This is a genomic window from Methanolacinia paynteri (assembly GCF_000784355.1).
Classification (GTDB): Archaea; Halobacteriota; Methanomicrobia; order Methanomicrobiales; family Methanomicrobiaceae; genus Methanolacinia; species Methanolacinia paynteri.
This window is the reverse complement of record NZ_KN360930.1, coordinates 89,204-104,102: the sequence shown is the minus strand read 5'-3', so window position 1 is coordinate 104,102 and position 14,899 is coordinate 89,204. Positions and strand designations below refer to the sequence as shown.

Sequence of the window (14,899 nt, the reverse complement as noted above, 5' to 3'; positions counted from 1 at the left end):
CGAACAACCGGAGAGAAACTTTACACGAAATAATTCACTGGTGAAACTATGCAGGAAATAGAGAAACTTAAACAACTTCAGAGCCAGAGAGAGGCTCTTAAAAAGCGTACATCGCAGGTAGAGAAAGAGCAGAAGAAAAAGGAGGAATCCTCAAAGACGGTCTGTCCCGAGTGTGGAAGCAGGCAGCTCATCCACGACTACGAGCGTGCGGAACTTACCTGCCAGAACTGCGGTCTCGTACTTGAAGAGGAGTTCATAGACAGGGGTCCAGAGTGGCGTGCATTCGACCACGACCAGCGCATGAAGCGTTCCCGTGTCGGTGCACCGATGACCTTCACGATCCACGACAAGGGTCTCTCGACTATGATCGACTGGAGAAACCGTGACTCATACGGAAGAGCGATCTCTTCGAAGAACCGTGCACAGCTCTACAGGCTCCGCAAGTGGCAGAGAAGGATTCGTGTCTCGAACGCTACCGAGAGAAACCTTGCATTTGCACTCTCCGAACTCGACCGTATGGCATCGGCTCTCGGTCTTCCGAGAAATGTCCGTGAGACTGCTGCGGTCGTATACCGTGATGCGGTAGACAAGAACCTCATCCGCGGAAGAAGTATCGAAGGAGTAGCTGCAGCCGCACTCTACGCAGCCTGCCGCCAGTGCAGCGTCCCGAGAACACTCGACGAGATTGCCGAGGTATCCCGTGTATCGAGGAAAGAGATCGGAAGGACATACAGGTTCATCTCAAGAGAGCTCGGATTGAAACTCCTGCCCACGTCCCCGATCGATTACGTTCCGCGCTTCTGCTCCGGACTTAACCTCAAAGGAGAGGTTCAGTCAAGGGCGGTCGAGATCCTCCGCCAAGCGGGAGAAAGGGAGCTTACAAGCGGCAGAGGACCAACAGGGGTCGCAGCGGCCGCAATTTACATATCCTCGATCCTCGGTGGCGAACGCCGTACACAGCGTGAAGTTGCCGAGGTTGCAGGCGTAACCGAGGTTACGATTAGGAACAGGTATAAAGAGCTGGCAGAGAAATTAGATATAGAAATTATTCTCTGATTAAACAATTTTTAATACATTAATTCGGGCTTGTAGATCAGGGGGAGATCGCTACGTTCGCAACGTAGAGGCCGCGGGTTCAAATCCCGCCAAGTCCATTTTTGGTTTTTTGCAAAATTAAGACCGAATTGTGCGGCGTTAACTCTCTAAACCAAATTATCAACATATCGACTAATTTGGACGTGTTTAGGGAGTTTTCTTTCAAATCCTCGTAGTTTTCAAGGTCGATAGAAATTTCGAGCGGCTTCCGGATCCTATGCATAACGATTGTTTTCGGTTTTCTCTCTTTTTCCACGTTTATTATCTCCTGTGACCGGGGGGGGCGCACCCCCTTCCCACTCCCTCCCCACATGACGATATCCAATGGAAAGCCGTTTCGCCATTTTTTCCATTCTTGCCCATGATCTGGCTTGGAAAGGAGAAATCTCTGGCGTAAATGCTCTGATCAGGGTGTATCGAAGGTTCAAAGATCTTTTATCTTTTTGGGACGAACTCTTCGTTACATCACCAAAAGGACAGAGAGAGTAAAATATAGACGAAATACACGCGAAAAAGTTCGTTTCGCTGACGTGAGTTCTGTTTGGTTCCTTAAATTACCGGACGTTTTCACAAGTCTCGCCATTCACGAGATTCCTTGATAAGACAACACACTTTCTATAACCACAGGATTAAATAGTACAATTTCCAATTTCGAGTGACATCACATGGTTCATTTTAACCCAATAAATTATCCCAGAAGACGTTACTCTGATTCTCTGACTCCAAATGATGTTATGAATGGTGATCAAACACTATGGGAAGTTCTATCTGTCGATGAAAATCAGATTTTTATAGTTAAAGAGAACGGAAATATATGCAAAATATCAGATTATGCGTATGAGTGTTTAACAAAACACATTATGTACGAAGATATCGAAAAAGAGATAGAGTCTCTCATTAAATTCGGATTTTTTTCTAAATCAGAATTGAAAACTTCTGACAATGTAACTAGAATTAATATCAACATACAGAACTCTTGCAACTTAAGGTGCAAATATTGTTTTGCCGACGATGGCGACACCCATAATAAAAAGACGAGCCGAGAGATGAGTGCCCACGTACTCTGTGATATCATAGATACCTTCGTAGGGCAACTTAAGGATGATCAAAAATCCAATGTTGTGTTTTTTGGAGGGGAACCCATGTTGAATATAGATCTACTAAAGTATGCAATATCTTATCTTCGACAGAAATCCGCTGATAATTTTTCAAAAATATGTGTGGATATATTCACAAATGGAACACTTATAACAGACGATTTCGTAGAGTTTGTTCGTCAATATGGAAACATACGTTTCATGGTAAGCTTAGACGGCCAACCATGCATAAATGATTCTGCCAGAGTTTTCAAAGATGGAGGGCCAACTTCAAAGGAAATTGTCCGTGGTATTGAGCGCCTGAAAAAAATAGGTCTGCATAGAATTCTTGTACGATCTACAATATACGGATTACCAATTGATTTAAAGGGCAGACTTGAATATTTCAAGGCACTAGGCTTAAAAAATATTGTTTTCGACGTTGCCATCAAAGATGGTATATGTATTGATGATCTATATGCCAGGATTGAAACTGAAATCTCCGATGTTTCGCAGTTCATTTCCGATAATCTTGGAAAGAAAATGAACATAAATCTCATCACAGAGCCAGTGACAAAGATTCTGGCGGGTGATAATTTTTTTGACGGAGTTCCATTCAACTGCCCGGCTGGTAAAAGTTACATGTCATTTGATGTTAAAGGCGATTGTTATACATGTCATTTTTTCAACGGCGATTCCTCCCATCAAGTTCTCAATCCTTGGGAGGAAAAAACCGATCCAAACATCGATAGTTGTGATGGTTGTTGGGCGAGATGGATCTGTGACAAACCCTGTGAATATAAATTTTTGCATATAAAAAGTTGTGGGGGCAGAACCGAAACATACTGTATCTATCAGAAAAGAAGAATCGTCGAAGCAATAAAATTAATATTAAAAGTCTTCCCAGATAACTTGCCATATGAAGAGTATTGGAAAAAGATGTTGTACCATGAAGGTAAATAGGATAAAAATTACCGACCATTCCTCAATAGATCCAATGTCCGATAGAGTTTTATTAAGTCCTTACCAGGGTTGTACACATCGCTGTCTTTTTTGTCCTGCCAATGATAATTTTTTGGAAAAAAAGGCGTTCCTGTTATTCAATGAATCAAATGAATTGACAGTTGTAGAAAATATTGTGGAAATTTTGGATGAATCCCTGTTGAAGTTCAATAAAAAAGTCAGGGTTCATCTCTCCCCCGTGGCAGATCCATTTCAACCCATTAACGACTGTTTGAAAATAACTCAAAGAATAATAAATGTATGTAACAAGCACAATTGTCCAGTGACAATTTCAACGAAGGCGATATTGCCAAAATCGGCCATACTATTACTAAAAAAAAATGTAGATCCAATAATCGAATTAACGATAGTCTCCATCGATGAGAATATAAGAAAATATATAGTCCGAGGAGGAGGCGCGCCAGTGTATGAGATGTTAGAACAAGTAAGAAGACTCTCGTCCATGGGTTTCAGAATTGTTGTCAGGATAGATCCTATTTTCCCGCTGATAAATGATAATCCTGAAAAAATAGAAGAGCTCATTAAAAATGTTAAAGGATGTGGTGCGGAGTTTATTGTTACGAGTGTAGCAGATATCGTAGAGGGGGCACTAGAGAAAGAAAAAGAATATCTCGATTCTTTTTCACCTGGGTTGTATGAAAAATATAAGGAATTGTATGTATATAAGAATGGAAGAATGTTTCATGCCTCGAGAGAATACCGATTAGGAATACTCGGCAAAATGTTGAAGATTTGTAGAGCGCATGGCATAATGTTAGAAGTCAGTGGAGAATCAGATCTAAAAAATTTTGAGGTGGAGGCATGACACGTGTTGCATGTGTTTTGCCATATAGTCAATCTATTTATCGTAACAAAAATGTGAAGGACTCTATCCATCTTTCTGATTTGATATATCTATCTGAATATATCAGATTCAAAGGATATGATGTTAGAGTTTTTGATTATCTTTCCAATGAGTCTGTAGATAAAGATCTTTTGAATTCCGAATTTGAAAAATTTAATCCAGCCATTGTCATCATAAATCCAATTCATAGACTTGAAGACATGAATTTGTTCTTTGATGAAGTAGATATTAGTGACATGGTGAAAATCGGCATCGGAGGGCTACTGGCAGGGATTGAAGGTCTGAAAGAGTTCGAAGAATTAAACTATATCATTCCATTAAATTCTGAAAAAATGATATTAGATATCCTATCTGATTTGAAGTACAAGCCAGTAAATGATACGAACCGCGAAAGACATCTGGACGTCCATAATCCAATCGCACTCGATGAAATAATCAGTTTGGTGGATCCGAAAAAGATGATATCCAAAGTAGATAATGACCTAGCATTTTTGCACTCCAGCAGAGGTTGTTGGTATATGGAATGTTCATTTTGTATGATTGGCGCTGCATCAAAAAAATGCAAAATCGCCTGGAATCCAATAGATCCAGCGGTTTTCGCATCCGTTATGAAATCACTTATGTTGATCGGTGTGAAAAGAGTCCAGCTTCTGGATTCAGATTTTATTGGACCGCCAAAAGGCAGAATCGACAGACTCAAAAATATATATGCCCAATTCGATGCACAGGGGGTAGATTTGGAGCTATATGGTGAAACGAGGGCAGATTCGTTGACATGCGAAGAGACTGTTATCTTGTTAAAGAAAATTGGCATCAAAACAGTGTTTGTAGGAGTGGACTCACCATCGAATTCAGCTCTTCGTAGAACAAAAAAAGGCATAACTTTCAATGATGTTGAGAAATCTTTAAAACTTCTTGAAAAACATGGAATCTCTGTAAAAATCGGGTGGTTGATCGCAGATCCTGAGTCAACAATTTCTGACTTGAAAGAGGGAATACAGAACATTCGAAACCTCAGGTTGTATGATTTTCTCGGGATTGCGGGACTAGGAAATCATTCTGGAGCCGGTACTATTTTTTATGAAATGCACGCCCATAGGGGAACAAAAATATATAAACATTCAAAAGCCAGCCTCAGTGAAGAGAAAGTGGAGTATGTTTGCGAAGATGTAAACAGGATTCTTCTCGAATTCAAAAAAGTTAGGCAGGAATTATGGAAACTTTTCTGTGCTAAGATTTTGGAGATGAAAGATGCTTCCAACAGAAGGTCTTACACGGAATCGTTTAAAATATTCTTGCTAGATGTATTTGATGCATACCTTGATAGTGGTGGAGCCATATGTTTATCTGAAATGGTAGAAGAACACTATAAAAGATGGGCTGGCGTCTATGATTAATAGGTCTATTTTCACAGAACAAGAAAATGCACGAATCATCGTACCAGATAACATGGTTGATGTTTTCAATACGAAATTTATTAGAGATGGCATTAGTCAGATGGGTGTTAAATCCCTACATTTCGCATCGTCAGATATTGACAACATCAAGATTTTTTTCAAAGTTGCCGATTCGATGCCAAGTACTGTTTTTGTTTGCTCGGTGGACGACTACAATTTGATTGAAAAAATAGCTAAAATCCCAAAAAATGTGGTATCTTTGTTAAGAATAAACGCATCAGCGCTTGGAGATCTTGAAAAAATTAATTCCCACGTTTCCGCACTTAAAGTGTCTGTTGACTATGAAGAGAAAGACATTTTGCTGAAATTTATTGGTGACAATGTAACTAATTCTCAAATTATAATATCACCAAACATTTCAATAAATTGTAAAACTGGCATGTCTTTGTCTCAGTTGACTGAATTGTATGGTGATTTAATATCTGTCAAAAGCAATCATACAAAAATAGGCGTCGATTATGGGATTCTACCGTCTGATTTTATCAGAAAACATCCATGTAATGCCTATGTAACAGACCCTTGCACATGTCACTCAAAGAAAAGCAATGTGCCCAGATGTATGGTTTTTTCTGATTCTGGTGATATTTTTCCATTCTGTTCAAAAATCGACGGAAAATACAAAATGGGGTCATTTTCGGATGATGGTATTTTGAATGAAATCGTGCGCTATATTGGAAGTGAAAGCCACAATTATTTTTTAAAAACTTGTGAAAATATATTTTTGGAGGATCTGATTCCATATCCATATCCCATATTTCCATGGATTGATTATTTTATTAATCATGCGGAGGGATAGATCCTGACCATTTCGATCGAAAATGTCAATGTAGAAATAACATCGAAATGCAATCTACGGTGTGCGTTTTGTTACGCATGCTGTCCTATGAAAGAGGGTATAGATGTACCATTCAAAAAGTTGAACAAATTTTTCAGTAATTTTTCAAAAGATGGTAGGCGATTAATGCTTACTGGAGGGGAAATCTTCATGAGGGGAGATGTACTCAAGATTATCGAAAATGCACACGACCTAGGCTTGCTTGTTGACATATTCACAAACGGAACTCTACTAACAGACAAGCATATATCGTTCGTCTCGGAAAAGGTGGACAAAGTGTTTATAACACATGATGGATCTGAAAAGATACACAATGCTTTGAGAGGCAAAGATATGTTCAAAAAAACACAGATTTCCCTTAAAAAGTTGATCTCTGCCAACTGTAACGTAAATGTTCAATGCACCATCGTTCCACAAAGTTTTCAATTCGAAGATGAAATCATACAAAACTTTTTGGATCTTTCCCCACAATCAGTCAAATTCTCTCACATTTCCAAAGTTGGAATGGGCAAAACGTGTAGAAATTTATGGTTGAGTGACGAAGAAGTTTTGAGTCAAATTGATATAGTGAGGCGTCTCTCTAAAGAATCTAATTATAGGATTATGTCAGTGCCCGATTTTGTAAACAATAAAAAATATTCCATATCAGAAAGTCAGATTTTCCCTAAGATAATGCCATGGATTATGTGTAATGGGGATTTGGTACCATACAGAGATGACTCAAGCAGAACTAAAATCTCGTCAATTAGTACGTATCCGAAACTATCTGTTAATGTTGATGAATTAGTAGAGAAGTTGCACAGTATAATGAGAAGGAATATCCGCCACAAGGAGTATTTTGACTATATGGAGGTTGTTTCCGATGCAATCGGTGAACTCGCTAAATGATTCGGAGGATAATCTGTACCCGAATGGGGACGTTTTGGTTGTTGGTGGGAAAAATCCATTCATATATTCATTTAGTATGTCACTGAGAAGACATATCAACCAAGACATGTACACTTTCATCCAATCGCAATCATGTTCTAAGGGAATCAAGCTGGATTATGAGAGCAAGGTGTTTGAACTGTCGAAAATTAAACAGGCAGAGCGACAACTAATTGAATCTAATTTTTTTACACATGATGTATCCCAAACCGGAAAAATCTCTGTCCGAAATCAAAAGAGTGGTTTATATTTGAGGCGTGTTTTCGTTGAGATAACAAGTTCGTGCAATCTCTTGTGTAAGCATTGCTATAATGGATCGGCAAAAGTCCGTCACATCTCTTTGGATGGAATAAAAGATATTGTGGCCGAAGCACTTGCTATGGGATCATATAGATTAGATGTGACTGGTGGAGAACCGATGTTACATCCAAATTTTTTGGAGATAATGGCGATTTTAAGAGATAAGTTGTTTTTAACTTCTATCTTTACAAATGGAACTCTGATTACAAAGCCAATTGTCGAGCGAATAAAAAAACTCGGCAATGTGGAAAGAGTATATGTCAGTCTAGATGATTCTGAACCACACAGTCATGATTGTTTTAGGGGAGTAGAGGGGTCATTTGACAAAACCATGAATGGAATAAAATTGTTGCGTCAAAGTAGGATCCCCGTCGTGATAAATACCACACTAACTCCCCAAAATGTCGAAAAGATTGAAGATATTTACAAAATCGGGAAGGAGCTGGACGTAGGCGTAAGGGTCGCACCTGTACTCAATCAGGGGAGGGCAATGAAAAATGTTTTTCATATTTCAGATGAAAAAATTGCAAAGATATATAAAGATAACATCATCAGATATGGTTTAAAACCCAATAATTCTAAGTATCCACTATGTGGCGTGGCGACCAGTATGATTTTTATTAAGTCGGATGGAGAGATATGTCTGTGTCCGACCTTATCTTCAGCCCAGTCGAATTTGTTTTCGTTGGGAAATATATGCAATGAAAGTATATCTGACATATGGGACAGCGATGAGTTGAACGATATACGACAAAATATCTTATGTAAAGAAAAAAGTTGCAAATTTATAAAAATCTGTGGAGGAGGGTGTAGGAGTCGTGCCTATCTAAAAACTGGAGCTATCTCAGAGCCAGACACATTATCTTGTAAGATACTTGATGTGGTTTAGGTTCTATCTACTGAAATAAAACCAGAAATTGGAATTATTGGGATTCCCTTTCTTCTAACGGCATCCAAGGCTAGATTCATACCCAGGGAGTCAATTGCAATATGATCCAGAGATATAACATTAATACCACATTTCTTTGCGGTTTCTATATCACTATTTGAGAAATATTGGGCCGCAATAGTCTCTACCCCAGAATCCGATAGATTTTCATATAGTTCGTTTGGTAGTGATGTTCCGCCAGTGACCATGAAAAATATTTTTCCAGCCTTGTCATCTCCACTTCCGAATAATATTTCTGATTTTGTACCACAGAACTTTTCTGAGATTTTACACTCAGGAATCAAGTTTATCCTGCTGATGATGCTTCCAAGTGTCAAATCATGATTTTCGAACAACGAATCAAGGTATTCCTTTGCAAGAGTATCAGCAGGAGTATGCAGACACATCATTTGCGTTTCTAGCATTTCACAAAAAGACTCTATTCTCAAAAGATTACAACTATTGTAATGCGCTATCAGTTCCGTTTTTAATTTGTCAATTACCGCGTCTATTTTTTTTTGTTGCAGGCCCATAGACAACAGCAAAGTCCGTTGACAATCAATCACGTTTAGAATGCCTCGTGCAAATCTACCCTCTGGATGGTGTGAAAGTAATAAGTCAGAACATGCGTTTGTCTTGAATCTATCTGTGGTTATAATCTCTTCAGCTCCAACATCTATTCCACAAATTATTCTGCTAATTTCAGCATCCAAGTTTCCATACAATATTCCAGAATCAAAAAAATAACCATCAGTAAAACTGTTCCTATGCCCAGACTCACCGTGAAGCAACAGCGTGCTTATCTCAGCTAAATTCATCAGTGTAGCTCATTAGTCGCCACACTTCGAACAATGACATGAAAGCAACGTAAAGGAGAAAACATCATCAGCGACTATCTCTCCTAAAATCGGATCAAAGGCGCCATCCTCTTTCTCTTCAGATGTGCCGCATTTTTCATCATATTTCTCATTGCACATAGTGTAATATACTGCATAGCAATATTTAATCATATCGAGCATTCGACTGATGTGTTGCATTAAGCAGTTCTTCTGACAGCATTGACGAACCGTTCTTCAGTCTTCGTCTTCAACTTGGCTTCGGAATGGTTCGTGACAGAAAATTGTAATGAAGAGTGGTTTCCGTACGGAGATTCGATAAAATGACCAAAAAGGAAACCGATAAGAGAAACAAGAGACGGATTGATAAACGTAATAACCGTAAAGAAGAGTCACGCAGGGCTGAGGTCCTCCTCGATGCAGATTCGGTGATTCCAGTCAGAACTTGGCAAGGGGGGATCCGATCCAGGACCCATTTACAGAAGATGTACACAGACTTCAATCCGTTGCAGTGCTGGGAACGAAACAAAGTCGAAACAGCCTTTTCAGTGCTCAAAGGGAGATTCCGAGAGGAATTGAAGACGAGAAAATACAGTTTCCAAGTCAAGGAGATCAAGAGTACGGCGATCCTCCACGACCTGACGAAAGCAGGTCAAGCAGTCATCATTGTTTCGTCGGGGAGGAATTCAACAGAGCGCGCTGAGCCTTCGGCTCATAGATGAGCATGAAAACCAAGGAGGATAGCTGACCCATATCTTTTTTGCTTCTGGGAGAATTGTTACGCGGTTATAGACAGGTTAGACCAATTTCGACTTAGGTCCCCGAACCTGTAACAGAGTCTGGTCGGGGTGGTTACGAATGGATGAGTGTGCTCTGAGCACGGATACCGGTCTGTCTCAATCGCACCACTTTGCCTACAATCATTAAACATTTCTCCTCAATTTTGTTTTCCTCGCAGATCAGGGGGAGATCGCTACGTTCGCAACGTAGAGGCCGCGGGGTCAAATCCCGCCAAGTCCATTTTTGGGTTTCATCTTTTCTTTTGGGTTAACAGGTGACCGAAGGTCACCCTCGGGGTTTCGAAAAGTGTCGAGGACCACTTCGATTGCCTCGGTAAGGAAGAATAATTTTAGTAGATCAGATGTGATCTCATTCATTCAGGTGTACATAATTTATGGAGCATGAGGGGATGCCCGCCCATCCCCGAATGCGACCTATCGCGATTAGGGGGAGGGTCATAGGGAGGGGGAACTTACCCCTCCCTCTATAACAATAAAAAAAAGCCCTAGTTTTGAAAAGGGCATAAGCCCCTCCGGGGCAACCCGGACGCAGGTTTCTGCGAAACCTGCTTAATCATGATAACCCGGCCTAGACACTACCCAGAGGGTATCTCTCAAAATAATTTCATGAAATGAACCGGTGACCGAAGGTCACCCTCGGTATCGAAAGGGCGACAGCCCTTCGGTTGCCTCGGCCGGGAAGACAAAGAGATCCCTTTTTCACAAAAATCAAAAAAAAGGTTTAGAATTTAATTCTATTCATGCCCAGAAGAGATCTTCGTCCTTCGAATCCGATCCTTTCTTGGCATTTTTCTTCTGACCGGATGCAGATATGAGATCCCCCGTTCCTGAAAATGAAGATTTTCCGGGATTTCCTTTTGAGGGTCCGGCGGGTTTTTTGCTTGTCACCGACTTGGCAAATATATCATCTTTCGGTTTCGAAGCCCCCCCTCTCATTTTAATATTATCGGAAAGAAGTTCCTTCGGCCCTTTGCCGCCGCCCTGCCTCATACCGATATTGTCAGAAAGGAGTTCTTTGGGCTTCTTCACCTTGCCCTTCACCGATATCCTGTCACTATCTTTGGGAAGGATATTCGGTTTCATATTCACTTTCCCACCGGAGAAGGTGCTGTCGTTGACCGACATATTCTTTCCAACCGAAACTCCCGAACCGGTAAACGTACTGTCATTCGGATGGATCGCCTTTCCGGCAGAGACCGATCCTCCCCCGAATACATTGTCCTTCGGCCTCATCTTCGAGCCTGCAGAGAAGTTGCCTGCCGAAAGAGTCTTGTCGGTCGCATGGAATGAATTTCTCCCGATACTGATCTTCTCACCGACCATCGCAACATCGCTCTTCTCTTTTGGCATCATCGGGCCCTTTATCCTCGCGCCTGCCCCGAAGATTGTATCTTTAGGTGCGTTTCCCATATTGACAGACGTCATCCTCGTCATATCGGAAACATTGCGTTCCGACCTGCCGGGAAGGATGATTCCGTTATTGTCTACCTTCTTCTCTTTCTTTCCCGATATCGAGATCTGGTCGTCCTTCACGGCAGGTTTGGCAGGTATTAAGGAATCATTCTCGCGTTTTTCAGCAGAATACTCCTGAAATTCCTGCTCCATAACATACTCTCTCGATGTAAGCGGAATCTCCTCCGGTTCGGGGTGCCGATGCCGTATGACCGGTGTCCTTTCCTCATCCATCCAGCCGCTGTCAAACGGATCTGTTGAAGGCTCAGGTTCGCTGTCATCCTCCAGGAGTGCGGAGAATGAATACTGTTTCTTATATTCTATAAATCGCGGGTCATTTGTCAACTCATGGGTTTGGGGTTCTTCTTCAGGCTCATCCTCAAGGAAATCCTTCAGATCGAGAGACCCTTCCGAATCCTCCGTATATTCCGAATCCATATATCTGTCATCTCCTACCTCAATAATTGGTGCAACATTTAAGTTTCTCTTCGCCTCTGCCCTCGGCGGTTTTGAAGAATAACCACCTATAAACTCCAGCGCTTCCTGTTCAAGGGCCTCATCGTTCCGGCTGTACTGATCGTAATCCGGGGCATAGTAATTCTGCAGAGGCTGTGCTATCTCTGGCTCATAACTCTGCACTCGCCTGACCGCCTCAGCCGGTTCATCTGCAGGTGTAAACCCGGAATCTATCTGAGAATGACCCATTCCTGATAAAAGAAGCATCTCCTCCTCGAGCAGGCTCTGGTCCTCCTCAATTGCTTTCTTCTCATCCTGTTCACGGAGAAAATCATCCCTGAGCCTTTTTATCTCTTCCAGCCGCGGGATGTTATGGATTCCCGAGAGCATTATAATAATCCCGACAAACTTCGTATTGGTAACAGGATAATCTCCCGCCCTCATTTCCAGGCCGGCGATACTCGAATCTATCCATTTCCTGACGGTTTGAAAACCCTTCATCGACAGTTCCCTAGAAGGACCTGCAATAAGAATAAGGGCCTTTTCTGCGCTTGTCAGGTCGCATGGAACTGAGATATCCTCATAGACGGCTTTCTTTGCAAGAGCAACAATTCTCGTCGCCCTCTTCTGTGACTCCTCACTGAAATTATTCAGCTGTTTTTCAGGAAGCCACTTATCAAATATATCGGTCCAGTTTGTCGGAAGAGGCTCCACCGCATAGCCGACAGCAGTAATTCCGTTGCCTTTCAGCGTATTCAGGATCTCGCCGGCATCAAGGACCACCTCGGCTGAATCGAAACCGTCTTCGTTGAACTCTCCCGCTCTCAGCAAAAGTCCGATCTGGCGGGATATTTTCTCATTCAGCATCCTGTACATGTCCCTCGGGTTTTCGGGGAACGATTTACCGTAGGGTGACGGGGTACTTACCGGATTTCCCGCTTCATCGATCGTGACTTCAAAGGAGGCTTTTATCTTCCTGTACCAGGTTTCGTTGTCGAAAAGAAATATCCCGTCGACAGATTCTTCGATCTTTTCAAGATCGTCGGCCGCCTTTGCCGCCTGTCGCCTGCCTTCCCTCAGATAAGGGAGTGTACAGACTACAAAAACAGGCTCGAAATACGACTTGCGGATCTCTTTGGTCAGATCAGGGATGATATCACTGAGATTCCCGCCCAGACCGGTGAATATCATTATCGCATCGATATCGATATTGTCCATCCTTTTGATCTGTGTCATCACTTCGTTCAGATCGACAGTGGAGCGTACATCGAAATGGACCTCGGGATCAATTGCAGGAAAGAATATCTTGGCCTCATCGGGAAGGTAACGGAGCTGCGACAGGAAATTTCCGTCAGTATCCACTACTACAGCAGATATACAGCTTATACTGCTGCGCTGGTCCTGATAATATAGCTGGTCGACGATCCTCGACCCCGCTCCTCCTACGCCTATTGTAAGGATCCTCATATCAGTGAAAGGCTTCCGAAGTCAGAAATCCCTGACAGGGATTATTCCGCTTTTATCCCATATTCGCTTTATAAAACATGTACACTCGGAAACTCATGATATACTTTCCGGTGAACCCAATCTGCCGTACGAGCGACATATGTAATAAGAATAATATGTAAGTACATATCAATAAATTCTCGTGATAAAACAGGCTGAAAATACAGTTATTACAACAGCCGGAATCCATATTTTTCTTATTTTTTTACAAAATCCAAAAGATAATGCAACAAAATGGCAATGTTTTTAAATCTCCCGGAATTAATACTCTATTTGAGGTGAATAGACCTTGAGTTATGGAATAGAATTTGTACCAGGAAACATCAGCGTTAAGCAGGTTGTAAAGTACTGTAAACTCGCAGAGAACAAAGATATTGACTTTGCGTGGATTACAAACCACTATAACAACCGCCACTGCTACCCCACCCTTGCAGCAATTGCACAGGCAACAGACAGCCTCAAGATGGGACCGGGTATCATGAACACATTCACGGACACTCCGGCAGCAATTGCATCCTTTATGTGCACACTGAACGAGATCTCCGAAGGGCGCGCAGTTCTCGGTATCGGACCGGGCGACCTATCGACACTCCCGAAGCTCGCAATCGACCCCGTAAAGCCCGTTGCACGCCTGAAGGAAGGTGTCCAGCAGATCAAGGCACTCTGCTCAGGTAACGAAGTCAAAAAGAGCGGAAACATGGAATTCTTCGACTACGACGGTGCAAAGCTTACCGGTGTCCAGCTTCCGGGCAAGAAGGGAATCCCCGTATACATTGGTGCCCAGGGTCCCAAGATGCTCGAACTTGCAGGTGAGATCGGAGAGGGAGCACTCATCAACGCATCAAACTCCAAGGACTTCGACATCGCAATCCCGCTGATCAAAGCGGCATGCGACAAGGTTGACGACAAGAAGTTCAAGAAGTTCGATGTCGGTGCATACACCGCAATGTCGATCGACCAGAGCGAGAAGAAGGCACGCAATGCAGCAAAGATCGTTGCAGCATTCATTGCAGCAGGTTCACCACCGGCACTTCTCGAACGCCACGGCCTTGACCTTTCAAACGTAGCGAAGATCAAAGATGCACTTTCACGTTTCGACTTTGGTGCAGTCGGAGGACTTGTCGGAGACGGCGAGATCGATGCATTCACAATCGCAGGAACACCTGAGATGGTAAAAGAGAAGTGCGAGAACCTTACCGCATCAGGAGTTACACAGATCATCTTCGGTTCACCACTCGGACCCGACATGACAAACTCCATCCGCCTTCTCGGAAAGTACATTGTCTAAGTAAAACAGGACAATATACCAAAATTTTTTTGTTTTCAGCACCTTTTTTAAATTAGTACTGTTCAGGCAGGACAAT

12 protein-coding genes and 1 tRNA gene are annotated in these 14,899 nt (G+C 42.1%); 10 read left to right on the top strand and 3 right to left on the bottom strand.

Annotation, left to right across the window (positions count from 1 at the left end; translation table 11 throughout):
* Positions 1-48: 48 nt before the first annotated feature.
* A complete protein-coding gene (locus METPAY_RS06715; protein ID WP_013330103.1) occupies positions 49-1,056 on the top strand; it encodes a transcription initiation factor IIB in 1,008 nt (335 codons plus the stop codon).
* 26 nt (positions 1,057-1,082) lie between these two features.
* Positions 1,083-1,154: transfer RNA gene (locus METPAY_RS06710), tRNA-Ala, on the top strand.
* Here the strand turns inward: METPAY_RS06710 and METPAY_RS14650 are convergent.
* A complete protein-coding gene (locus tag METPAY_RS14650) occupies positions 1,136-1,351 on the bottom strand; it encodes a hypothetical protein (RefSeq protein ID WP_157199021.1) in 216 nt (71 codons plus the stop codon). The genes METPAY_RS06710 and METPAY_RS14650 overlap by 19 nt on opposite strands.
* A gap of 604 nt (positions 1,352-1,955) precedes the next feature.
* Between METPAY_RS14650 and METPAY_RS06705 the strand changes: the two genes are divergently transcribed.
* From METPAY_RS06705 to METPAY_RS06680, 6 genes are all read left to right on the top strand, one after another.
* Entirely contained in the window at positions 1,956-3,134 is a 1,179-nt protein-coding gene (locus METPAY_RS06705; RefSeq protein ID WP_211251522.1) for a radical SAM protein, read from the top strand.
* Positions 3,091-3,999 carry an SPL family radical SAM protein gene (locus METPAY_RS06700; RefSeq protein ID WP_084600716.1) on the top strand — a complete coding sequence of 303 codons (909 nt, stop codon included), beginning with the start codon at positions 3,091-3,093 and terminating at the stop codon, positions 3,997-3,999. Before METPAY_RS06705 ends, METPAY_RS06700 begins: the two co-directional genes overlap by 44 nt.
* Positions 3,996-5,435, top strand: coding sequence for a B12-binding domain-containing radical SAM protein (locus METPAY_RS06695; RefSeq protein ID WP_048150508.1), 1,440 nt, complete (start codon positions 3,996-3,998; stop codon positions 5,433-5,435). Before METPAY_RS06700 ends, METPAY_RS06695 begins: the two co-directional genes overlap by 4 nt.
* Before the next feature lie 52 nt (positions 5,436-5,487).
* A complete protein-coding gene (locus METPAY_RS06690) occupies positions 5,488-6,291 on the top strand; it encodes a hypothetical protein (protein ID WP_157199020.1) in 804 nt (267 codons plus the stop codon).
* Positions 6,292-7,218, top strand: a complete 927-nt coding sequence (locus METPAY_RS06685) for a radical SAM protein (protein WP_084600715.1) — start codon at positions 6,292-6,294, stop codon at positions 7,216-7,218.
* 76 nt (positions 7,219-7,294) lie between these two features.
* Positions 7,295-8,446 carry a radical SAM/SPASM domain-containing protein gene (locus tag METPAY_RS06680; RefSeq protein WP_211251521.1) on the top strand — a complete coding sequence of 384 codons (1,152 nt, stop codon included), beginning with the start codon at positions 7,295-7,297 and terminating at the stop codon, positions 8,444-8,446.
* On the opposite strand, the gene METPAY_RS06675 is transcribed toward METPAY_RS06680, so the two are convergent.
* Positions 8,443-9,303 carry a hypothetical protein gene (locus tag METPAY_RS06675; RefSeq protein WP_048150495.1) on the bottom strand — a complete coding sequence of 287 codons (861 nt, stop codon included), beginning with the start codon at positions 9,301-9,303 and terminating at the stop codon, positions 8,443-8,445. The genes METPAY_RS06680 and METPAY_RS06675 overlap by 4 nt on opposite strands.
* A 341-nt stretch (positions 9,304-9,644) precedes the next feature.
* On the opposite strand from METPAY_RS06675, the gene METPAY_RS06670 reads away from it, so the two are divergent.
* Positions 9,645-10,043: a hypothetical protein gene (locus METPAY_RS06670; RefSeq protein WP_048150492.1), complete on the top strand. Its 399-nt coding sequence runs from the start codon at positions 9,645-9,647 to the stop codon at positions 10,041-10,043.
* A gap of 816 nt (positions 10,044-10,859) precedes the next feature.
* Here METPAY_RS06670 and METPAY_RS14190 read toward each other — a convergent pair.
* On the bottom strand, positions 10,860-13,496 hold the full coding sequence (locus tag METPAY_RS14190; protein WP_052418711.1) for a tubulin/FtsZ family protein: 2,637 nt from the start codon (positions 13,494-13,496) through the stop codon (positions 10,860-10,862).
* 328 nt (positions 13,497-13,824) lie between these two features.
* Here METPAY_RS14190 and METPAY_RS06655 point away from each other — a divergent pair, with 328 nt between their 5' ends.
* Positions 13,825-14,823, top strand: coding sequence for a 5,10-methylenetetrahydromethanopterin reductase (locus METPAY_RS06655; RefSeq protein ID WP_048150490.1), 999 nt, complete (start codon positions 13,825-13,827; stop codon positions 14,821-14,823).
* Positions 14,824-14,899 lie beyond the last annotated feature (76 nt).

What these genes read in the sequence shown, in the direction of transcription:
- METPAY_RS06715 (WP_013330103.1), top strand. Translation starts at nt 49, where the DNA reads ATGCAGGAAATAGAGAAACTTAAACAACTTCAGAGCCAGAGAGAGGCT.
- METPAY_RS06705 (WP_211251522.1), top strand. Translation starts at nt 1,956, where the DNA reads ATGTACGAAGATATCGAAAAAGAGATAGAGTCTCTCATTAAATTCGGA.
- METPAY_RS06700 (WP_084600716.1), top strand. Translation starts at nt 3,091, where the DNA reads ATGAAGAGTATTGGAAAAAGATGTTGTACCATGAAGGTAAATAGGATA.
- METPAY_RS06695 (WP_048150508.1), top strand. Translation starts at nt 3,996, where the DNA reads ATGACACGTGTTGCATGTGTTTTGCCATATAGTCAATCTATTTATCGT.
- METPAY_RS06690 (WP_157199020.1), top strand. Translation starts at nt 5,488, where the DNA reads ATGGTTGATGTTTTCAATACGAAATTTATTAGAGATGGCATTAGTCAG.
- METPAY_RS06680 (WP_211251521.1), top strand. Translation starts at nt 7,295, where the DNA reads ATGTCACTGAGAAGACATATCAACCAAGACATGTACACTTTCATCCAA.
- METPAY_RS06675 (WP_048150495.1), bottom strand. Translation starts at nt 9,303, where the DNA reads ATGAATTTAGCTGAGATAAGCACGCTGTTGCTTCACGGTGAGTCTGGG.
- METPAY_RS06670 (WP_048150492.1), top strand. Translation starts at nt 9,645, where the DNA reads ATGACCAAAAAGGAAACCGATAAGAGAAACAAGAGACGGATTGATAAA.
- METPAY_RS14190 (WP_052418711.1), bottom strand. Translation starts at nt 13,496, where the DNA reads ATGAGGATCCTTACAATAGGCGTAGGAGGAGCGGGGTCGAGGATCGTC.